The following is a 19,332-nucleotide window of genomic DNA, read 5'->3' as shown; positions in this document are numbered from 1 at the left end:
TGATGAAATCTCATGTCAAAGACTAATTCAAATATCTAGATAATGAAACAACTCTCAACCCTCCTACTCCTTGGTTTATTTTCGATGAGCCTAGGTGCCCAAAAAATGAACTCCACCAAGAAGGCAATTGTCGCATCAGTGGAAAACCATAAGGAAAATCTTATCAAGCTTAGTGATTCCATTTGGGAATATGCGGAAACGGCATTTAACGAATCCAAATCGGCTGAAGTATTGGCCTCTTATGCCGAAAAAAACGGACTCAAAGTCACCCGTGGAGTGGCAGATATCCCAACGGCCTTTACGGCCACCTATGGCTCAGGTAGGCCTGTCATTAGTGTTTTGGGTGAGTTTGATGCCCTACCCGGTCTTTCCCAAAAGACGGTTCCCACCAAAGATCCAAGAATTGATGGTGCTCCTGGTCATGGCTGTGGACATAATATGTTTGGTGCGGCCAGTTTGGGTGCTGCCATCGCTATTAAAGAACAAATTGAATCTGGTAAACTCCAAGGCACCGTTAAGTTTTTGGGTACCCCTGCGGAAGAAAAATATTTTGCCAAGGTTTGGATGGTAGAAGCTGGACTCTGGGACGATGTGGACGTAAACGTGAGCTGGCACCCCGGGGCCAATATTGAAGCCGATGTACAAAGTGGGCTATCCTTAATCGATTTTATTGTGGAATTCTATGGGCAGGCAGCGCACGCCTCGGCCGATCCTTGGAATGGACGCAGTGCCTCGGATGCGCTTGAGCTTTACACCACAGGGATGAATTACTACAGGGAACATATTAAACCTACATCCCGAATCCATTACCACATTCAGGATGGTGGACAGGTAGTAAACGTGGTCCCTGATTATTCCAGGATTTGGGTACGTGTTCGCGACCCCAAAAGAAAGGTAATGCTCCCTACCTATGAGCGTGTGAAAAAAATGGCCGAAGGTGCTGCCATCATGGCCAATGTAGACTACAAGATTTCCTTGGTTTCGGGAATCTACGAGATGCTTGTGAACCGCACTGGAGGGGAAATCATGCAGAAAAACTTGGAGTTACTGGGCCCTATCACCTATACCGAGGAAGAAATTGCCTTTGGCAAAGGAATCCAAAAGGCCACGGGCAAACCCGAAGTGGGCATGGACAGCAAAATTGAACCCCTGAAGGAAACAGAAGAGTTTCCGGGCGGTGGTTCCACCGATGTGGGGGATGTAAGCTGGAATGTTCCCAACATCAATCTAAGTGTTACCGTGGCTCCCAAAGACACGCCTTGGCATTCTTGGGCAGTGGTGGCCTGTGGTGGAATGAGTATTGGACATAAAGGAATGGTCTATGCCACCAAGGCCATGGCCATGACCATGGCGGATTTGTTCGAAAATCCAAAATTGGTGACCAAGGTCAAAGAGGAATTCAAAACCCGAAAAGGGGATGAAAAATACGAGGCCATGATTGATGGCCCTCCCCCTATCGGAAACAACTAAATCCGAATGAAAAAAATACTAGTGCTGAGCCTGCTTCTCGCAGGCTTTCTCAACGCTCAGGCCCAAGAACCACTTTCTGTTTTTGAACCCCTTATGGGCAAGACCTGGAGTGCCGAGGGCAATTGGGGCGATGGTTCTAAATTTAAACAAGACATCAACTTCCGTTATGATCTGAACAAAAAATTGGTCATTGCAGAATCCAACGGATATACCAATAGGGAACAGACCACCTATGGCCCTCGAAACCATGGGATACGTCAATATGATGAAGCCTCAAAGACGATTAAGTTCTGGGAGTTTGATGTGTTTGGCGGAGTCACCGAAGGAACGGTCATTGCCAACGGCAAGGACATCATTTATACCTATGCTTATGGCGAATCTTTGGTAACCGATTATTGGGAATATATAGACGACCACACCTATAATTTTATTGTGGGGAGTTACGAAAATGGCGAGTGGAAACAGAAATACCTGAGTACCCAGTTTACAACGGCAAAAGCCACAGAACCAAAACAAGATTAATCCTCGCTGAAATCTTTCGCTAACGCTCAAGAAGACAGCGAGAACCAAATAAAAAAGCTATGCCAGATCCTATATTACAAACCTTTCCCTTGGGCTTCCCTTGGCAGACCCAAGACCCGTTTTTGTTCTGTGTGTACCACTTGGACCATTACCCAAAGGGTAACGGGGAACTGGGTCCGGACTCCAAACTCTTGGAAGGTCGGAATATTGGTAACGATTTCACCATTAAAGATGGATGGCGCATGTACCACGGGCAGACCATTCCAGGTTTTCCCTACCACCCACACCGAGGTTTCGAGACCATCACCATCGTAAACAAAGGTTTCTGTGATCATTCCGACTCCCTGGGTGCGGCAGGCCGCTTTGGTCAAGGGGATGTGCAGTGGATGACGGCAGGTTGTGGGGTACAACATTCCGAAATGTTCCCTTTGCTCAATACCGATAAGGACAATCCCTTGGAACTGTTCCAAATTTGGTTGAACCTGCCCAAGGCCGATAAGTTTGTGGAACCTCATTTTAAAATGCTCTGGCACGAGGATATTCCCGTTATTGACGAGGGCAATGCACAGATAAAAGTGATTGCGGGAAATTACAAGGGCACCCAAGCCAATGACCCCGCGCCCAATTCATGGGCCGCCAAAAACGATCACGAAGTGGCCATTTGGAACATACATGTGGATGCTAAAACCGAATATACCTTGCCCAAAATAAGCTCCCTGGCCACACGGACATTGTATTTTTATGAAGGTTCCGAAATTTATATTGGCGACCGAAAGGTGAATCCCAATTTTGGAATCGCATTAGACCCTTTCCAAGAGGTGACCATTAAAATCGGTTCCGAAAAAGCCCATTTCTTAATGCTGCAAGGGCAACCTATAGATGAACCCGTGGCCAAGTATGGCCCCTTTGTGATGAACACCGAAGAGGAAATCCAACAGGCTATGGAAGAATACCGCCTAACCCAGTTTGGTGGCTGGCCCTGGCCCTACCCCGATAATGTTCATGATCAGGATAAAGGGCGGTTTGCGCAATACCCAGATGGGAGTTTGGTGGAGAGAGAATAGTCAAAACTCTCTGTTCAATCTTTCTTCTTAATCTTCTTTTTTAGGTGATTGTTTTTTGGGTAGTCGTTTGGCATCCTTTAGCTCTTTGTGAATCATCCATTCTATCTGCCCGTTAACGCTGCGAAATTCATCTTCAGCCCATTTTTCAATCTGTTTAAACGTCTCTGGGTCAATTCTAAGAACGAAAGATTTTCTCTTGCTCACAAACTATGCATTTAAGGTTCCCGTGTTTAACACCGGGACCGCCTCCTTATCACCACATAAAACTACCATTAAATTACTGACCATTGAAGCTTTTTTATCGTCATCAAAATCAATAATGTCATCTTCCGAAAGTTTTTGCAAGGCATCTTCCACCATTCCCACGGCACCTTCAACAATCTTTTTACGTGCGGCAACAATGGCAACCGCTTGCTGTCTTTTAAGCATTGATCCGGCAATTTCAGGAGCATAGGCCAAGTATCCAATTCTAGCCTCTATAACCTTAATGCCAGCTATGGCCAAACGTTCGGTGATTTCATTTTCCAAGGCCTCATTGACCCCATCCATACCAGAACGCAAGGTGAGCTCGGCCTCCTCGTCATCAAAATTATCATAAGGATAAGAACCCGCCAGTTTTCGTACTGCCGCATCGGTTTGTACTCGTACAAATTCTTCGTAGTTATCAACCTCAAAGGCGGCTTTATAGGTGTTGTCAACCTGCCATACCAAAATAACGTTGATCATGATCGGGTTTCCAATCTTATCGTTCACCTTTACCCGCTCACTGTCAAAATTCCTTGCCCTCAACGAGATTTTTTGTCTGGTAAAAAATGGATTTGCCCAAAAGAATCCGTTCTCCCTTACCGTACCCTTATAAGCACCGAACAGTACCATTACCTTGGAACCATTGGGGTTTACTATAAAAAAACCTCTTATCAATAGTATCATAATGGGTAGAAATATCAGAAATAATGGGTTTTTAACTGCCACACCGGCGATTACAATAGCGATAACCACCAATAAAACGAATAGCATGAGGTATCCGTTTGTTGCCTTAAGTTGTTTCTCAGTGTTCATATGATATCATTTTGATATCACAATAATACTAAATTATTTTAACTATCAAAAATTAGGGTTCTATTTCAGAGTTTTAGCTTTGCTTTCAACTCCAAAACCTCCTCCCGTAACTTTACATTGGTATGGTAGAGAATTTCATTCTGATGTCTTAGGGACATAAAAAGCCCGTGTAGCATACTTAGGTTTTTCTGTTGTGCTTCAACAAGGGCCTGCAAATCGGCCTTGGTCATTCTTTTTCTCATGTTATTTGATTTGAGATATTTTTTAAATATAGCAATTAATTAACTTTTTATGCATATTTTACAACTTTTAATGTTTAATTATGAATTCTAAATGTTAATTATGTTGTAAAATCAAAAATTTAGGAGGATGTATATTTAGAATCCCAAGTGTATACTTCCTCTATGGATAAAATAAATTACAATCGCATTAAAGCAGTACTTGCAGAGAACGATGTGACTTCCAAAGCGTTGGCGAAACACCTAGATAAAACTGAGCAGACCGTATCTCGCTGGTGTACCAATGATGTACAACCTTCGGTTGAAAATCTGTACCAGATTGCAAAATTCCTTGATGTGGATATTCGGGAACTACTTGTTTCAACTAAATCTTAATCTCCAAATAAAAATTAGATCCCTCTGAGGTTTAATTGGTATTTTTATTGGACAAAACCAAATGTTGCATTCTGGTTATTGTTGTCCAAAAAATAATTCAAAATCCAAAATTCATCATTCATAATTAACTAGATGAATCTAGCTCAAAAATTAGGTTACCCCGCCAACACCAAACTTTTAATGGTCCATGCGGATGATGCTGGACTATCGCATTCGGAGAATATGGCCACCATGCAATCGCTCCAAAATGGCATTGTAAATTCTTATAGCATTATGGTGCCCTGCCCTTGGTTTTACGAAATGGCGCAGTGGACCCAACAACACCCAGAGTATGATTGTGGAGTGCACCTTACCCTCACTTGCGAATGGGAAAACTATAAGTTTGGCCCTGTATTGCCCGTTTCTGAAGTTCCCTCTTTGGTAGATGCCAATGGGCATTTCTATAAAAAACGGGAACAAGTTCGGGAACATGCCACGGTAGAAGATGTCCGCAAGGAACTCACTGCCCAGATTGAAAAGTTCCTCGCCTACGGCCTCTCCCCTTCCCATTTGGATTCGCACATGTACAGTGTGGGAAGTCGCCCTGATTTGTTTGAAGTCTATAAGGAATTGGGACAACGTTATAAGCTCCCCGTGCAGCTAAGTCCGCAATTGATGGATATGGTGGGATTAGAAAGTAACAGTTTGATTGAGGCTAATGATTTGCTGGTGGACAAAGTCCATATTGGGGATATTTCGTATTTTGAAAAAGGTCGGTTATGGGACTATTACGCTGGCACATTTGACGAATTGGTGGAAGGTTTCAATGTCATCTTGATTCATCCAGCTTTTGACGAACAGGAAATGCAGGGGGTTACGGTGAACCACCCCAACTTTGGTTCAGAATGGCGGCAGATAGATTTTGATTTCTTTACCAGCGATTTTGCCAAGGCTCAAATCACTAGGGACGATATTCAATTGATCAATTGGTCGGATATTAAAAATACTCTTTGACAGCTTAATTGTTGAAATTCGTCAGTTTGAGTGATTTTTTCAGTCTATCGCTGAAAAAATTGTATCGAAAACAAGAATTTTATATGCCAAATCCCTCATTCTCGATACTTTTCCTTTGGAAAAACTCGAACCTGCCCGTCCGGCAGGCGGGTTGACGCGCTTGGCCAAATGAGTTCTCGATATGGTTTTCTATCGAAAACCTACTCGAACTGACGAATTTCACCTATAGTTACTCAAACTGACTAGAAATAAACATAACAGACATGAATCTGGAACAAAACAAACAAAACGCCATAGCTTTCTACAAAACCGCCTATATGGGCGACCCAAAAGGTGCGGTTGAGCAATATGTTGGAAAGGAATACATCCAACACAATCCAGATGTTGCCGATGGTACCCAGGGATTTATCAGCTACTTTAAACGAATGCAGACCGAATATCCGGATAAATCCATTGAATTTGTGCGCTGCATAGCCGAAGGTAATTTGGTGGCCTTGCACACTCACCAAACCTGGCCCGGCAATGACCAGTACGTGACCATGGACTTCTTTCGGTTTGATGAACATGGAAAAATCTGTGAGCACTGGGATGCCATCCAACAAATCCCGAAAGAATCTGCCAACCCCAACACCATGTATTAATGAGCTGGATCAAAGTTATAGGCTACGAGGAGGCCAGTAAGGAACTCAAACGAATTTATGATCGCGTAAAAGGGCCTAACAACAATGTGGACAACGTATTGCTCATCCATAGTTTACGGCCGCACACTTTGGTGGGTCACATGGCGCTTTATAAAAATGTGCTCCATAATTCTAACAACACCTTGCCCAAATGGTATCTGGAAGCTTTAGGTACCTATGTGAGCCATCTCAATCAGTGTGATTATTGTTTTCAACACCATTTTGAAGGTTTTAAAAGATTATTGGGAGATGATTCCAGAGCAGACACTTTTAAAGAAGCTGTACTAAGGAATACGCTATCGGACTTCTTTTCCACCAAGTTTTATGTGGGTAGTAGGTATGCCAAAAAGCTTACCCTGAACCACACAGCTATCACCAAGGAAGATATTGAAGGCTTACGAGAAGTGGGCTTCACCGAAGGTGAGATCTTGGAAGTCAATCAAGTGGTAAGCTATTTTAATTACGTTAACCGAAGCGTGGTTGGTTTGGGGGTAGATACCCAAGGGGATATCTTGGGACTGTCACCCAACGATAGCGATGACCCCAACAATTGGAGCCACGCCTAATTCCATAAATTTTCGATTTCCTTTCGAATAAACTGGTTGATTTCCCATTGATCTCCCAACAATTCACCTGTTTGTGGATGCTGCAAGGCATACGGTAACGGGCCATATTCAGGAGTTATGGTGATGTAAGGTCTGCCTTTCAATTTTGCATTTTCAAGCATGGTCTTCCACCAGTTTTTGAATCGGGCCAATTCATCTTTATAGGTATCAACCCTTGGGTCAATCACCTGCGGACTTTGGGAGGATCCCACTCGAGCATGGATATGGTAGGTATGCTTTATGGCCAAATCCACTGCTTCTTGCTGGTTGTCCAATAGGGTTTCCGCCACACAGCACCAGTGCGAAAGGTCTGAAGTCAGTTTTAAAGATGGAATTTCATGTAAATATTGTTTACAAACATGAGCTGCAAAGGGAAATCGAGACCTATGCGTTTCATGGGCGATAGGGACGCCTGTTTCGTCCTCTATACTTTGTGCAAGTTTGATCAGCTCCAAATTCTGTTCAAAAGAAAAGAAATCCCGCCCGGTATGGGAATTGATCAACAAAGGCTTTTCCTCGGCCAAATTCCGCAAATGCCGTTCGTACTCCTCTTTGTGTTTTTCAAGATCTACTTCCTGGGTCTGCCAATGCTGCCCTATAAAGTCCAGCTCAAAATCGGTTAACATGGCTACGATTTCTTTCTTTTCCTGACCCAATGGCAAATCTATTTCCACGCCGTGATAGCCATGCTCCTTGACTTTGCCCAAAAACACTTTCCAATCCAAGTGGGCACTTCCCCATCTTGGATATATCCATTTGAGTTCCATAGGTTATTTGTTTCGCACTTTACGTTCCCCGGTATGATCCACCCCTTGCTCCCGCTCCAACTGAATCATCGCCTTGGGCCTGAAATTAAGAATTAATGCGCGCCTATGCGAATCTGTGGTGTTGCCTTTGCTAAAATGGAGGGTAAAGCCATCATGAAAGGTACAGCCCCCAGGTTTTAAGGGAATACATTCCGCATTTAGGGCATCTGTCTCACAATGCAGCGCACCACCTTCTGTATAATGCTTATGGGGTAAAATAGTATCTCCATCTTTGGGAATGAACCACATACAGCCATTTTCTTCGTAGACCTCATCCAAAGCTATCCAACAACTGGCCGATCGTTTGTCCGGCAGTTTGATCCAATAAGCAGCGTCCTGATGCCACGGTGTTGGGGTGTTGGTGTGGGGGGCTTTGTTGATGAGCATATCAAAATCGAGCTCCATATCCTCGCCCAACATGTCTTTAACATGATCCAAAGCCAGTTGATATGAAATCGTCTCGGACAATTTAGGTTCGACCAGACTGGGTCGCATAATCTGGGTGATTTTTTCAACTGTACCGTCTTCACCACCTCCTAAATCGCTACGCAATCCCATGGTGCGCTCTTTATCCTGTAGTAATTGGTCATACAAAGCTCTAAGATTCTCCACTTCTGAATTCGGAATCAAACGATCCAGTTTGGCATAGCCCCGTTTTAAAAATAATTGCTTCATCGGATTTAGGTTTATACTTAACGATTCAAATTAAATGGGATTTCTGAAAAAAGTCTTCTAAATTCGTATGACCCTATTTTTTTGTACAAATACATGCAAAATCAAACAAAACAGCGTAAAGTGTTTCATCTGCCAAACTTAGGCTATCCGAGGTTTGTGGATTTTGGACATTACCACTATCGTAAAGTGGAACCCACACTGGAGGCCCACCAGCACCAAGATGTTATGGAAATTTGTTTTTGCATTCGGGGGCAGCAGTACTATGAATTGGGTGGGGACTTACTAAAACTTCAAGGTAATGACATCCTTATTGTGCCACCCAATCAAAACCATAGTTCCGGGATTTATCCGGAAGATATTGGAGAGTTGTATTGGCTCCAGGTCCATATAGATCATACCAAAGGGCAACTTTGCTATCTGCCCAAAGAGCAATCGGAATATCTTGTTTCAGCACTTCAAAAACGGGCTGGGTACATTTTTAAAGGGGCGCTGGTTCTTAAATCCCTATTGCAAAAACTGGTTGGCCAACTGGAATCGGAACAAACCATATTGGCGGAACTCAACACAAACCAATTATTGGTTCAATTGCTGTTGGATACTCTTGAACTATCCCAGGCCGCACAAATTGTGGTTCCTTCGGAAAGAATTAAGATTATTGACGATTTTATAGCCAAAAACTTGCATCGGATTATCTATGTGGATGAGTTGGCAGAATTGGTAAATTTCTCCACCGCCTACTTTAAAAGCTGGTTCAAACAACATTTTGGAGCTCCACCCAAAGCCTACATCAACCGATTAAAAATTGAACGGGCCAAAGAAGAACTACTAAAAAGCAATTCCATAACAGAAGTAGCCTACAATTTGGGATTCAGCACGTCCCAATATTTTGCTACCACTTTTAAGAAGTTCACCGGAATGTCGCCCAAGGTATTCAGGGCGCAGATTGAAAAGTCTTAAACCCGGACAATCTTGGCACCTATGGCGCGCAATCGCTCGTCGATGTTTTCGTAGCCGCGATCTATCTGTTCAATATTGTTGATGGTAGATGTGCCTTTGGCCGACAAGGCGGCTATCAAGAGGGAAACTCCTGCGCGAATATCAGGGGAAACCATATTGGTGGCCTTCAGGGTAGATTTAAAGTCATGCCCAATCACTGTAGCTCTATGCGGATCACAAAGAATGATTTTGGCCCCCATATCCAACAACCTATCCACGAAGAATAGACGGCTTTCAAACATTTTTTGATGGATGACCACTTCGCCTTTCGCTTGGATGGCCACAACCAATAAAATACTTAACAAGTCAGGTGTCAATCCTGGCCACGGTGCATCCGCGATGGTCAAAATTGACCCATCAATATAACTCTGTACTTGGTAGCCGTTTTCGTGCTTGGGAATATAAATATCATCTCCTTTGCGCTCCAACTGGATTCCCAACTTTTGAAAAGCATTTGGAATCTGCCCTAAATCGTCCCAACTTACATCCTTGATGGTCAATTCGCTACGTGTCATGGCAGCAAGACCAATCCAGCTACCGATCTCAATCATATCTGGAAGCATGGTATGCTCGGTTCCGCCCAATTCTTGAACCCCTTTAATGGTCAAAAGGTTAGAGCCGATTCCAGAAATCTTGGCACCCATACGGTTGAGCATCTTGCACAACTGCTGCAAATACGGCTCACAAGCGGCATTGTATATGGTGGTTGTTCCTTCTGCAAGTACTGCAGCCATAACAATGTTGGCGGTTCCCGTTACGGAAGCTTCATCCAAGAGCATGTAGGTTCCTTGGAGCTTATCAGCCTCTACCCCATAGAAATACTCCTCGCGGTTGTATCGGAACTTTGCCCCCAGCTTTATAAAACCTTCAAAGTGGGTATCCAATCGTCTTCTTCCTATCTTATCACCGCCTGGCTTAGGGATATACCCTTTTCCAAAACGGGCCAAAAGTGGCCCTACCAACATGATGGAGCCGCGGAGTCCACGTCCATCTTGCTTAAACTGGTCCGTTTGTAGATAATCCAGATTGATATCGTCTGCTTTAAAGGTATAACTACCCTTGCCCTTTTTTTGGATTTTGACACCCAGGTCTTCCAATAAGGCAATAAGCTTGTTGACATCTACGATGTCAGGAATGTTATTGATAGTAATTCTTTCTGGCGAAAGCAAGACCGCACAAAGAATCTGAAGTGCTTCGTTCTTTGCTCCTTGGGGTGTAATTTCACCATGCAGTTGGTGTCCACCCTCTATTCGAAATGTTCCCATGGATACCTAAGGAATTAATACCGTTTTTTGCCTCTGTTATTTCTTTGTCCCTTTTTGTTGCTACCGCCATTCCTATTGGACTTGGCCAAACGATTTTTAAGGAACTGACCGCTATCGGTAAGGTTTTCACCATGTGGAGCCAAATCAATTTGGCCGTCACTCAATTCTTTTAAGTGTGCAAAGATGGCATGATCTTCCACCGTATCCTTGTTCCAATTGAGGTAACATTTTTTCATGTGGTTGGCAATAGCATATTCCAAACCTGAACGCATATCTCCTTTTTCCCATTTGATGGCCACATCAATCATACGTTTGATGTTGTTCCCGTAAAAACGATACTTGGGATGGTTCTGCGGGTATTCCAGAGGTTCTGGTCGCTGTTGCAAAGTCTCCTTGGAGGTAATCGGAAACGGAGAGTCCACATCCAATTTAAAATCGGACATGATAAACAGCTGATCCCAAAGTTTGTGTTGAAAATCGGGAACATCCCTTAAATGGGGTTGCAGATTGCCCATTACACTGATAATGGCTTTGGCAATTTTGTTTCTCTCTTCGCGATCTTCAATGGAAACGGCATGATCCACCATTTTTTGAAAATGACGGCCATACTCGGGAATATGGAGTTTTGGACGCTCCGTATTATATTCTAAGTTGTCTACTGAATTCAAATTAATAGGTTTATTGAAATTAACTAACGGGAAGTCTATCCTATAACGTCCGCAAAATACTAAAAATTATGGCAATGTGGCTTAAAGCGATATTACCCCCTCTACTTGGGAAACTTCCTTGTACTTGGCAATCACGGCATCTGGACTTTCCAACTGTACCGTAACGGAGATACTGGTGTACGTTCCTTTTTTGGATTTCTTGGATTCAATCACCGCTCCTGTATTATCAAATATGGTATTGATCTGCTCTATTTTATCCTCGTCCGTTGGCACAATAAACTTATAGAGGTACTTGGAAGGCCAACTGCTGTTTTCCAACAATTGTTCCTTTAGACGTGAATAAAACTCCTCGGATTTCTCCTTCTCCATGCTGCAAGTTTTTACAAAGATATGGCTTCGTATGCAATTTTTTTTCCTTAGTCCGATTTCATTACTTTGTGTTGATAAAATTATCTGATTGAAGAACCATAAAGTTGTTATTACTGGAGCACCCGGCACTGGAAAAACGTCCATCATCAATGGCCTGGAAGACCAAGGCCATCACTGTTTTCATGAAATCATCAGGGACATGACCTCCAGCGCCAAAATGGAAGGCGAACCCGATTCCTTTGTGTCCAACCCCTTGGTTTTTGTGGACGATGCGCTGCAGTTCAACAAAGATTTACTTTATGGAAGAACCAAGCACTATATTGACTCTTTGGACCTGAAAGTCCCCATTAGTTTTTTTGATCGTGGGATTCCAGATGTACTGGCCTATATGGACTTTTTTGACCAGTCCTATGACAAAGAGTTTACAGATGCTTGCGAAAATCACCTCTACGATGCCATTTTTATAGTTCCGCCATGGAAGGAAATTTACGTTTCGGACAATGAGCGATTGGAAACCTATGAGGAGGCTGAAAAAATCCACGATGCCTTGATGGATACCTATACAAGATTTGGATATGACCCCATTCTGGTTCCAAAGGATCCCGTTGATGCCCGTGTTGATTTTATCTTGGATAACTTGAAATCCACTTAGTGCAAAAAGATGCGAAATCCGTTTTAAGGGAATATTGGGGGCACAAAGATTTTAGGGGTTCCCAAAGCCAAATCATTGAGAGCATTCTGGCCAAAAAAGATGTATTGGCCTTGATGCCTACAGGAGGTGGCAAGTCCATTTGCTATCAAATACCGGCATTGGTCATGGAAGGTATTTGCATAGTGGTATCGCCCTTGGTGGCCCTAATCCAAGATCAAGTCCGGCAACTCAAGCAAAAAGGCATAAAAGCCATTGCGCTAACAGGCGGAATCCCTTTTTCCGAACTCAATGATCTTTTGGACAATTGTGTTTATGGCAATTACAAGTTCCTTTATCTCTCCCCTGAGCGATTGCAGCAATCCACGGTTCAAGAGCGGATTCGGGAAATGAACGTGAACCTTGTCGCTATAGATGAAGCCCATTGTATATCACAATGGGGCAACGATTTTAGGCCTGCCTATTTGGACTGTTCCCTATTGAAAGAATTGGCTCCGGAGGCACCAACCATTGCTTTGACCGCAACGGCAACCCCAAAGGTGGTACAGGATATCTTGGAGAATCTACAATTGGAAAAGCCCACGGTATTCAAGGATTCTTTCTCCCGCTCCAATATCAGCTTTAGGGTAAAGCATACGGAAGACAAGAACTATCAACTCAAAAAGATTCTGACCCAATTTAGCGGAAGCTCCATTGTGTATGTGCGTTCGCGGAAAATGACCGTTTCCTTATCCGAATTCCTGAATAAAAATGGGGTTGAAACCACCTTTTTTCATGGAGGTATCTCCAAAGTTGACAAGGAAAGGAAATTGCAGCAATGGCTCAACGGAAATGTGAGCTGTATCGTGGCCACCAATGCTTTTGGAATGGGCGTGGACAAACCCGACGTGAGATGGGTGATACATTATCAAATCCCCGATAGTTTGGAAAGCTACTTTCAAGAAGCAGGACGAGCTGGACGGGATGGGAAACCATCATTTGCTTTGCTAGTGACTTCTAAAGAGGACGCTGACCGTGCAAAGCAACAATTTTTGTCCTCCTTGCCCGATGTGGGTTTTGTAAAACAACTTTATGTTCAACTCAACAATTTTTTTCAGATTTCCTATGGGGAATCGGTGTTGGATTCGTTGAGCTTCAAATTCAACACCTTTTGTAAGCGTTATGCATTCCCACCCAATATGGCTTATCATGCACTGCGTATTTTGGATCAAAATTCCGTGATTTCCCTATCAGAGAATTTTACGGAAAAGACCACTTTGAAATTTGTGGCCTCCCGAAATGGGATTTTCCAATATCTACAGGACAATCCAAAGGTTGCCCATATTATTCAAACCGTATTGCGTACCTACGGGGGAATTACAGAACATGAAACCAAGATAAACCTTCACTTGCTCTCAAAAAAAGTAGGGGAAGGTGAAAAAACCATCAAAAAGGTATTGAAGCAACTACAGGCCGATGGTGTTGCTGAATACCAGACCTCCAACAGCGATTTGGAAATCCAGTTTTTGGTGCCCAGGGAAGATGACAGAACAATCAACCCCTTCGCTAAAAAAATAAAGGATTTCAATGCAGTTAAACAGAAAAATATGGCCGCCATGCTGGACTATATCCAAAATACAAGGGTTTGCCGTAGTGTTTTCATCCTAAATTATTTTGGGGAAAAGACTAGCGAAAAGTGTGCTACTTGCGATATTTGTACCCAAAAAGATTCGGTTCCATCCGAAGGATTAAAGAAAACTATTCTTAAAACCCTTATGACCGCACCACAAACATCCAGACAACTGGAACAGGTATTGGGCATTGAAGAAAAACTGATTTTGAAAGCCTTACAAGAGCTTCTGGAAGACGAACGGATTGGATTGAATGCAAGAAATGAGTACGAAATTGAAAAATAATTCATTGCGAATTGTGTTTATGGGCACCCCTGACTTTGCCGTGGGTAGCCTAAAAGCTTTATTGGATGCCGGTTTTAACGTGGTTGGAGCAATTACCGCTCCGGACAGGCCAGCAGGAAGGGGAAGGAAAATCCAGGAGTCAACTGTGAAACAATTTGCGAAAGCACACCATATTAAGGTGCTACAGCCGACCAACCTGAAAAGTGAAACGTTCTTGCAAGAACTCAAGGAGCTTCGAGCCAACCTGCAGGTTGTGGTTGCATTTCGAATGTTGCCTGAAGTTGTTTGGCGCATGCCCGAACATGGAACCTTTAACCTTCATGCTTCGCTCCTGCCCCAATATCGTGGAGCAGCTCCCATCAATTGGGCCATCATCAATGGGGAAACAGAAACTGGGGTGACCACCTTCTTTATTGATGATAAAATTGACACGGGAAGTATCATCCTTCAAAAAACAGCACCGATTTATCCTGAAGATAATGCTGGGGTTTTACACGACCGATTAATGGATTTAGGCGCAGGTTTGGTTGTGGAAACCTGTAAACAAATTGAAGATGGAACGGTCACCAGCATTCCCCAAAAAGATGCCAAGGATATCAAGTCCGCACATAAAATCCATCGGAATACCTGTCAAATCAACTGGGACCATTCCTTACAGGATATTCACAATCATATTCGAGGACTTAGTCCGTACCCCGCTGCTTGGTGCTATTTGATGAACCATGGCAAGGAAGACCCCATCAAAATCTTCAAGACCCATATGGAGGTCGTAAACCACGACCATCCAACCGGAAAGTTGATTTTGGAAAAAAGAACGTTAAAAGTGGCAGCATCAGGAGGTTATCTTCATCTTTTGGAAGTTCAACTTCCTGGAAAACGACGGATGAAAATCGATGAAGTGCTCAATGGTCTAAATCTGGATGAAAATGCCCACCTTCGCTAAACCCTTATTAACACTAGGCTCACAAAAGTCCCAATTTTAATTCGACTTTATCAACAAACGTTTCAAGTTATCAACAAAAAGCCCACTTTCCCTTGGTTTTACTTGCGTTTGAGGCAAATCCATATAAATTTGTTCAGCATTAAAATTATTTTAACAACAATTAATTTAATTCCATTATGAACAAAACAGAATTAATCGATGCTATGGCAGCCGATGCTGGCATCACTAAGGCAGCAGCCAAAAAAGCATTGGAATCTTTCTTGGGGAACGTAGAGGGATCACTTAAAAAAGGAAACAGAGTTTCTTTGGTAGGTTTCGGTTCTTGGTCTGTATCCAAGAGAAATGCAAGAGAAGGTAGAAATCCACAAACTGGACAAACTATCCAAATTGCAGCAAAGAACGTTGTAAAGTTCAAAGCTGGAGCAGAATTGAGCAGCTCTGTAAACTAATTAGATAGGTTATACAATATAACGAAGCACTTCCCCACGGAAGTGCTTTTTTGTTTTAAGTCCCTATCCAAGGTTTTTGTATTTAACGGATATTATGTTACATTTAGTTATGAGAACCTAGTAAAATGGTAAGCCTAAAGCCCATAAAAGGAAGGTTGCTGGTTGCTGAACCAGCTCTTACAGGAGATGTCTCCTTTAACCGATCTGTGGTACTTTTGGCGGAACACAATCAAGAAGGTTCTGTGGGTTTTATCTTGAACAAACCCTTGGATTACAGTATCTGTGACCTTATTTCCGAAATCACCATCCCCTTTAAGGTATTCAATGGCGGACCTGTGGAACAGGACAACCTCTATTTTATACACAAGGTGCCCCATTTGATTGATGATAGTATTGAAATCTCCGATGGTATTTTCTGGGGAGGAAACTTTGAAAAGACCGTAGAGCTCATCAACAATGAAACTATAGGGGAGCAAGACATTCGGTTCTTTCTGGGTTATTCCGGTTGGGGTTCCCATCAATTGGATCATGAGTTGGATTCCAAATCATGGGTGGTGGTCCAAAACGAATATGAAAGCAGCATCCTGGAGAAATCCTCCAATGCCTTTTGGAAGGAAAAGATGGTGGAATTGGGCGGTGATTATCTGCTCTGGTCCAATTCTCCCGAAAACCCCTCTTTAAATTAGATTATCCCAACCTGGCCTTGGCATTTAATTTTCCCAAAAGCGATTTTGCGGTAGTATTTCCGTATTCCTTTTTGCGGTACTTACCTATGGATACAATTCCTTGGATGCTATTGGTCAGGAACAATTCATCCGCTTTTTGAAGTTCAAAGGGAGATATGGAATCCTCTATCAATTCCATTCCTTCCGTTGCAGTGATGATTTCATTGAGTTTCTTTCGGATAATGCCATCCAGGCAGCCATCGGCCAAAGGTGGAGTTTTGATCGCGTCACCTACTACCAAAAATAGGTTTCCATTGATGGCTTCAACCACCTGTTTGTCGCTATTGATCAGAAGACAATTGTCATATCCATTTTCCTGGGCAAAAACGCTGGCCACCACATTCAATATTTTATTGGTGGTCTTTAGGTTGGAAAGCATATCCTTGTTCACATAATAATCCTTGAACAATTCAACTTCATAGAGCCCATGGTTAATCAAATAGAATGGAGACTCCATGGGTGACACTTCAATCAAATAGGACACTTCATGGGTTTCAGGGCTGTACAATCCGCCGTCATTTCTAAAAACGGTGAGTCGCACCCTGGCAGGGCTATCTTCCAAACCATTTTTTTCCACCGTACGTTTAATCTCCCCCTCAAGAAACTCCAAGGTAAACTCCATGGGAATTTCCATACGAAGTATTCGCATGGAAGACATTAGTCTGAAGTAATGGTCCTCCCAAAAAAAGATGGTTCCGCTTACACAACGGACGGTTTCAAAAAGGGCATCCCCAAACTTAAGACCGCGATTGGAATGTGTTAGAATATTAGAATCCTTGGACAGTAAAGCACCGTTGAAATTGACCATAAAAAAAGTCCCGATTAAAATCGGGACCAAAGATACGTTTTAGCAAGGAATACTTCTACTTGGAACCGAGTACTTGTTTCAAATCCGAAACTTGGTTTTCCCATAGCATTCTGGCCTCGTCCACTTCATCTTCTTCTGCAAAATCTGTAATGAACAGAGAAACATCTTTGGTAATTTCATCTACAATGATGCGCATTTCAAAATAGCTGTCATCATCATTTTCTTCCCAGGCAAATTTCACAAACTCATCACTTTTTCTTTTGAGCATTTTGGCATTTTCTTCAGCGCCATCCCATATAAAAGTGAACAATTCGCTCCGCGAATTAACATTGTCGGCATACCATTCTGATAGCCCGGAAGGGGTGGATATATATTGGTAAAGCAACTGCGGTGAAGCCTGTATTACAAACTCAATTTCAAATTTGACCTTATCACTCATTCTAGTGTTCTATTTTTCCTTTTCAAGATTAGTGTATAATCTGGGAAGATATAAAAATAAATATCAAATAATAAATTAAAATGAATTTTGATTCGGCGAAAATTAAACTTTATATTTGCACCCGCAAAACCGCAAAAAGGCGAGGTAGCTCAGGTGGTTAGAGCGCAGGATTCATAACCCTGAGGTCGGGGGTTCAAGTCCCCCTCTCGCTACTTTTAAACCCCATTTTTAACGAAATGGGGTTTTTTTGTGCTTTGGTATTACGGATATCGTTTTGACAGTTTAAATGTCTTTGTAATTGCCCCTATCCCCGCTCCCTAGGTTTAATAATCATTCTAAAATACTGGTCCTTATACAGATAATAACCAATCCAGTTATATAGGGTGCGTACCTTGTTCTTGAAGTTTACCAAGCCCATAATGTGAACAAAAATCCAGATGAGCCAGGCCAAAAAACCCTTTACAAAGAAGCGTTCTTTTGGAGGGTCCAAAACAGCCTTATTTCTTCCAATGATGGCCAAAGAGCCTTTGTTTTTATATGCAAACGGTTTCCACTCGCCATTTTTGGCCAAAAGGTTGGTGGCCAAATTTTTAGCCTGCTGCAGCGCAGGTTGCGCCAACTGCGGATGCCCATCAGGATATTCTTTGTCTCCCAAGATCAAAGCACAGTCACCTAAGGCATAAATATTGTCGAAACCCTCCACCAAATTCTGCCTATTGGTCTTCAATCTTTTGCCCCTTCCAAAACTGGATTCCTGAAAACCTTTAAAGGTTCGGGCTGAGACGCCCGCTGCCCATATCAGATTTTTGGCATCAATGGTATTTCCATTGGACAAATGGACAGTTTCTTCCACAAAATCGGTAACCAAGGTATTGAGCATAATTTTCACCCCCAGTTCCTTTAATTTCTTGTAGGTATATCTCTGGGATTTGGCGGACATGGCTGCCAAAACCGCATCTTGTCCGTCCAGCAAATAGATATCTCCCAAATCTTTTTTGTCCAATTCAGGATAGTCCTTTTGCAATATGTGATCCCGCATCTCAGCAAAAATCCCAGAAAGTTCCACTCCCGTGGGACCAGCCCCTGCAATCACAAAAGTGAGCAACTTTTTGCGTGCAGCACCATCCGTAAGTCTGGTGGCCTTATCCAAGCGCGTGAAGATCACATTTCGGAGCGAAAGGGCATCACTTATCGTCTTCATTGGAAGGCTGTACTTTTCAATGTTTTTGTTCCCGAAAAAATTGGTTTCTGTACCCGTAGCCATAATCAGGGTGTCGTAAAAAAGTTCCCCATTGTCCAAGATAATCTTGTTCTCCGCTGGTACCACCTCTTTCAGTTCCCCAAGTCTAAATCGTGTGTTTTTTCTTCGCCTCAAAATCTTTCTAAAAGGGTAGCTTATGGCGGATGGTTCCATAAATCCAGTGGATACCTGGTAAATCAAGGGCGGAAAGAAATTGTAATTGTTTGCGTCTACCAAAATGATATTAAACTCGGGCGAATCCTGCATGCTTTTGATGAATTCCAAACCGGCAAAACCCCCGCCAACAATGACAATCGTATGTTTATGTGTCAATCTAATCTTGTTTTAATAAAACCTAAAACAAAATTACTTCCCAGCGGTGAATTTTTAATTAAGCT

24 protein-coding genes and 1 tRNA gene are annotated in these 19,332 nt (G+C 42.8%); 14 read left to right on the top strand and 11 right to left on the bottom strand.

From position 1 onward, the window contains the following. Nucleotides 1-42: 42 nt before the first annotated feature. The 3 genes from ACO6S0_RS07100 to ACO6S0_RS07090 are packed head-to-tail and all read left to right on the top strand — an operon-like array spanning nucleotide 43 to nucleotide 3,056. The gene (locus ACO6S0_RS07100; RefSeq protein ID WP_422351293.1) at nucleotides 43-1,470 is read left to right on the top strand and encodes an amidohydrolase; all 1,428 of its coding nucleotides are present in this window, start codon (nucleotides 43-45) and stop codon (nucleotides 1,468-1,470) included. Nucleotides 1,471-1,476: 6 nt separating this feature from the next. After that, complete coding sequence (locus tag ACO6S0_RS07095) at nucleotides 1,477-1,992, top strand: hypothetical protein (protein WP_422351292.1); 516 nt, start codon at nucleotides 1,477-1,479, stop codon at nucleotides 1,990-1,992. Between the two features lie 59 nt (nucleotides 1,993-2,051). Next, complete coding sequence (locus ACO6S0_RS07090) at nucleotides 2,052-3,056, top strand: pirin family protein (RefSeq protein WP_422351291.1); 1,005 nt, start codon at nucleotides 2,052-2,054, stop codon at nucleotides 3,054-3,056. Nucleotides 3,057-3,083: 27 nt separating this feature from the next. On the opposite strand, the gene ACO6S0_RS07085 is transcribed toward ACO6S0_RS07090, so the two are convergent. The 3 genes from ACO6S0_RS07085 to ACO6S0_RS07075 all read right to left on the bottom strand — a co-directional run bounded on the left by ACO6S0_RS07085 (nucleotide 3,084) and on the right by ACO6S0_RS07075 (nucleotide 4,357). Then, on the bottom strand, nucleotides 3,084-3,260 hold the full coding sequence (locus ACO6S0_RS07085; protein WP_422351290.1) for an Arc family DNA binding domain-containing protein: 177 nt from the start codon (nucleotides 3,258-3,260) through the stop codon (nucleotides 3,084-3,086). A 3-nt stretch (nucleotides 3,261-3,263) separates the two neighbouring features. Continuing rightward, a complete protein-coding gene (locus ACO6S0_RS07080; RefSeq protein ID WP_422351289.1) occupies nucleotides 3,264-4,115 on the bottom strand; it encodes an SPFH domain-containing protein in 852 nt (283 codons plus the stop codon). 65 nt (nucleotides 4,116-4,180) lie between these two features. Then, complete coding sequence (locus ACO6S0_RS07075) at nucleotides 4,181-4,357, bottom strand: hypothetical protein (RefSeq protein ID WP_422351288.1); 177 nt, start codon at nucleotides 4,355-4,357, stop codon at nucleotides 4,181-4,183. A gap of 162 nt (nucleotides 4,358-4,519) precedes the next feature. On the opposite strand from ACO6S0_RS07075, the gene ACO6S0_RS07070 reads away from it, so the two are divergent. From ACO6S0_RS07070 to ACO6S0_RS07055, 4 genes are all read left to right on the top strand, one after another. Next, nucleotides 4,520-4,729, top strand: coding sequence for a helix-turn-helix transcriptional regulator (locus ACO6S0_RS07070; RefSeq protein ID WP_422351287.1), 210 nt, complete (start codon nucleotides 4,520-4,522; stop codon nucleotides 4,727-4,729). A 132-nt stretch (nucleotides 4,730-4,861) separates the two neighbouring features. After that, complete coding sequence (locus ACO6S0_RS07065; protein ID WP_422351286.1) at nucleotides 4,862-5,722, top strand: polysaccharide deacetylase family protein; 861 nt, start codon at nucleotides 4,862-4,864, stop codon at nucleotides 5,720-5,722. A gap of 263 nt (nucleotides 5,723-5,985) precedes the next feature. Further along, on the top strand, nucleotides 5,986-6,363 hold the full coding sequence (locus ACO6S0_RS07060) for an ester cyclase (RefSeq protein ID WP_422351285.1): 378 nt from the start codon (nucleotides 5,986-5,988) through the stop codon (nucleotides 6,361-6,363). Further along, nucleotides 6,363-6,968, top strand: coding sequence for a carboxymuconolactone decarboxylase family protein (locus ACO6S0_RS07055; protein ID WP_422351284.1), 606 nt, complete (start codon nucleotides 6,363-6,365; stop codon nucleotides 6,966-6,968). The genes ACO6S0_RS07060 and ACO6S0_RS07055 overlap by 1 nt, the downstream gene beginning before the upstream one ends. On the opposite strand, the gene ACO6S0_RS07050 is transcribed toward ACO6S0_RS07055, so the two are convergent. Both ACO6S0_RS07050 and ACO6S0_RS07045 read right to left on the bottom strand, forming a co-directional pair. Further along, nucleotides 6,965-7,774: a sugar phosphate isomerase/epimerase family protein gene (locus ACO6S0_RS07050; protein WP_422351283.1), complete on the bottom strand. Its 810-nt coding sequence runs from the start codon at nucleotides 7,772-7,774 to the stop codon at nucleotides 6,965-6,967. The genes ACO6S0_RS07055 and ACO6S0_RS07050 overlap by 4 nt on opposite strands. 3 nt (nucleotides 7,775-7,777) lie before the next feature. Next, nucleotides 7,778-8,488, bottom strand: coding sequence for a phytanoyl-CoA dioxygenase family protein (locus ACO6S0_RS07045; RefSeq protein WP_422351282.1), 711 nt, complete (start codon nucleotides 8,486-8,488; stop codon nucleotides 7,778-7,780). A gap of 120 nt (nucleotides 8,489-8,608) precedes the next feature. Here ACO6S0_RS07045 and ACO6S0_RS07040 point away from each other — a divergent pair, with 120 nt between their 5' ends. Continuing rightward, nucleotides 8,609-9,445 carry a helix-turn-helix domain-containing protein gene (locus ACO6S0_RS07040; RefSeq protein ID WP_422351281.1) on the top strand — a complete coding sequence of 279 codons (837 nt, stop codon included), beginning with the start codon at nucleotides 8,609-8,611 and terminating at the stop codon, nucleotides 9,443-9,445. On the opposite strand, the gene murA is transcribed toward ACO6S0_RS07040, so the two are convergent. The 3 genes from murA to ACO6S0_RS07025 form a co-directional block, all read right to left on the bottom strand. Further along, nucleotides 9,442-10,749: a UDP-N-acetylglucosamine 1-carboxyvinyltransferase gene (gene murA / locus ACO6S0_RS07035; protein ID WP_422351280.1), complete on the bottom strand. Its 1,308-nt coding sequence runs from the start codon at nucleotides 10,747-10,749 to the stop codon at nucleotides 9,442-9,444. The two genes, ACO6S0_RS07040 and murA, sit on opposite strands and share 4 nt — an antisense overlap. A gap of 14 nt (nucleotides 10,750-10,763) precedes the next feature. Further along, entirely contained in the window at nucleotides 10,764-11,417 is a 654-nt protein-coding gene (locus tag ACO6S0_RS07030) for a DUF4290 domain-containing protein (RefSeq protein ID WP_422351279.1), read from the bottom strand. A gap of 81 nt (nucleotides 11,418-11,498) precedes the next feature. Continuing rightward, entirely contained in the window at nucleotides 11,499-11,786 is a 288-nt protein-coding gene (locus ACO6S0_RS07025; protein ID WP_422351278.1) for a DUF493 family protein, read from the bottom strand. An 88-nt stretch (nucleotides 11,787-11,874) separates the two neighbouring features. On the opposite strand from ACO6S0_RS07025, the gene ACO6S0_RS07020 reads away from it, so the two are divergent. The 5 genes from ACO6S0_RS07020 (at nucleotide 11,875) to ACO6S0_RS07000 (ending at nucleotide 16,408) form a co-directional block, all read left to right on the top strand. After that, a complete protein-coding gene (locus ACO6S0_RS07020) occupies nucleotides 11,875-12,438 on the top strand; it encodes an AAA family ATPase (RefSeq protein WP_422351277.1) in 564 nt (187 codons plus the stop codon). Then, entirely contained in the window at nucleotides 12,438-14,330 is a 1,893-nt protein-coding gene (locus tag ACO6S0_RS07015) for a RecQ family ATP-dependent DNA helicase (RefSeq protein ID WP_422351276.1), read from the top strand. The genes ACO6S0_RS07020 and ACO6S0_RS07015 overlap by 1 nt, the downstream gene beginning before the upstream one ends. Next, nucleotides 14,308-15,273 (top strand): methionyl-tRNA formyltransferase, encoded by a 966-nt coding sequence (gene fmt, locus ACO6S0_RS07010; protein WP_422351275.1) that lies wholly within the window; start codon nucleotides 14,308-14,310, stop codon nucleotides 15,271-15,273. Before ACO6S0_RS07015 ends, fmt begins: the two co-directional genes overlap by 23 nt. A gap of 176 nt (nucleotides 15,274-15,449) precedes the next feature. Further along, nucleotides 15,450-15,722, top strand: a complete 273-nt coding sequence (locus ACO6S0_RS07005) for an HU family DNA-binding protein (RefSeq protein WP_299381736.1) — start codon at nucleotides 15,450-15,452, stop codon at nucleotides 15,720-15,722. A 125-nt stretch (nucleotides 15,723-15,847) separates the two neighbouring features. Next, nucleotides 15,848-16,408 carry a YqgE/AlgH family protein gene (locus tag ACO6S0_RS07000; RefSeq protein ID WP_422351274.1) on the top strand — a complete coding sequence of 187 codons (561 nt, stop codon included), beginning with the start codon at nucleotides 15,848-15,850 and terminating at the stop codon, nucleotides 16,406-16,408. 1 nt (nucleotide 16,409) lies between these two features. Here ACO6S0_RS07000 and ACO6S0_RS06995 read toward each other — a convergent pair whose 3' ends face one another. Next, nucleotides 16,410-17,255 carry an aminotransferase class IV gene (locus ACO6S0_RS06995; protein WP_422351273.1) on the bottom strand — a complete coding sequence of 282 codons (846 nt, stop codon included), beginning with the start codon at nucleotides 17,253-17,255 and terminating at the stop codon, nucleotides 16,410-16,412. Nucleotides 17,256-17,310: 55 nt separating this feature from the next. Beyond that, a complete protein-coding gene (locus ACO6S0_RS06990) occupies nucleotides 17,311-17,694 on the bottom strand; it encodes an START-like domain-containing protein (RefSeq protein WP_422351272.1) in 384 nt (127 codons plus the stop codon). A gap of 138 nt (nucleotides 17,695-17,832) precedes the next feature. On the opposite strand from ACO6S0_RS06990, the gene ACO6S0_RS06985 reads away from it, so the two are divergent. Continuing rightward, nucleotides 17,833-17,906: transfer RNA gene (locus ACO6S0_RS06985), tRNA-Met, on the top strand. Nucleotides 17,907-17,998: 92 nt separating this feature from the next. Here the strand turns inward: ACO6S0_RS06985 and ACO6S0_RS06980 are convergent. Further along, nucleotides 17,999-19,267: an NAD(P)/FAD-dependent oxidoreductase gene (locus ACO6S0_RS06980; RefSeq protein WP_422351271.1), complete on the bottom strand. Its 1,269-nt coding sequence runs from the start codon at nucleotides 19,265-19,267 to the stop codon at nucleotides 17,999-18,001. Nucleotides 19,268-19,332: the final 65 nt, after the last annotated feature.

It is taken from the genome of Flagellimonas sp. (assembly GCF_965233845.1).
In the GTDB taxonomy this organism is placed as follows: Bacteria; Bacteroidota; Bacteroidia; order Flavobacteriales; family Flavobacteriaceae; genus Flagellimonas.
Note: the sequence above shows the minus strand (reverse complement) of the source record. Positions and strands in the feature narration are given on the sequence as shown.

Bases quoted from the DNA above. Each gene is read 5' to 3' on its own strand.
- ACO6S0_RS07100 (WP_422351293.1), top strand. From the start codon at position 43: ATGAAACAACTCTCAACCCTCCTACTCCTTGGTTTATTTTCGATGAGC.
- ACO6S0_RS07095 (WP_422351292.1), top strand. From the start codon at position 1,477: ATGAAAAAAATACTAGTGCTGAGCCTGCTTCTCGCAGGCTTTCTCAAC.
- ACO6S0_RS07090 (WP_422351291.1), top strand. From the start codon at position 2,052: ATGCCAGATCCTATATTACAAACCTTTCCCTTGGGCTTCCCTTGGCAG.
- ACO6S0_RS07080 (WP_422351289.1), bottom strand. From the start codon at position 4,115: ATGAACACTGAGAAACAACTTAAGGCAACAAACGGATACCTCATGCTA.
- ACO6S0_RS07075 (WP_422351288.1), bottom strand. From the start codon at position 4,357: ATGAGAAAAAGAATGACCAAGGCCGATTTGCAGGCCCTTGTTGAAGCA.
- ACO6S0_RS07070 (WP_422351287.1), top strand. From the start codon at position 4,520: ATGGATAAAATAAATTACAATCGCATTAAAGCAGTACTTGCAGAGAAC.
- ACO6S0_RS07065 (WP_422351286.1), top strand. From the start codon at position 4,862: ATGAATCTAGCTCAAAAATTAGGTTACCCCGCCAACACCAAACTTTTA.
- ACO6S0_RS07060 (WP_422351285.1), top strand. From the start codon at position 5,986: ATGAATCTGGAACAAAACAAACAAAACGCCATAGCTTTCTACAAAACC.
- ACO6S0_RS07055 (WP_422351284.1), top strand. From the start codon at position 6,363: ATGAGCTGGATCAAAGTTATAGGCTACGAGGAGGCCAGTAAGGAACTC.
- ACO6S0_RS07050 (WP_422351283.1), bottom strand. From the start codon at position 7,774: ATGGAACTCAAATGGATATATCCAAGATGGGGAAGTGCCCACTTGGAT.
- ACO6S0_RS07045 (WP_422351282.1), bottom strand. From the start codon at position 8,488: ATGAAGCAATTATTTTTAAAACGGGGCTATGCCAAACTGGATCGTTTG.
- murA (WP_422351280.1), bottom strand. From the start codon at position 10,749: ATGGGAACATTTCGAATAGAGGGTGGACACCAACTGCATGGTGAAATT.
- ACO6S0_RS07025 (WP_422351278.1), bottom strand. From the start codon at position 11,786: ATGGAGAAGGAGAAATCCGAGGAGTTTTATTCACGTCTAAAGGAACAA.
- fmt (WP_422351275.1), top strand. From the start codon at position 14,308: ATGAGTACGAAATTGAAAAATAATTCATTGCGAATTGTGTTTATGGGC.
- ACO6S0_RS07005 (WP_299381736.1), top strand. From the start codon at position 15,450: ATGAACAAAACAGAATTAATCGATGCTATGGCAGCCGATGCTGGCATC.
- ACO6S0_RS07000 (WP_422351274.1), top strand. From the start codon at position 15,848: ATGGTAAGCCTAAAGCCCATAAAAGGAAGGTTGCTGGTTGCTGAACCA.
- ACO6S0_RS06995 (WP_422351273.1), bottom strand. From the start codon at position 17,255: ATGGTCAATTTCAACGGTGCTTTACTGTCCAAGGATTCTAATATTCTA.
- ACO6S0_RS06990 (WP_422351272.1), bottom strand. From the start codon at position 17,694: ATGAGTGATAAGGTCAAATTTGAAATTGAGTTTGTAATACAGGCTTCA.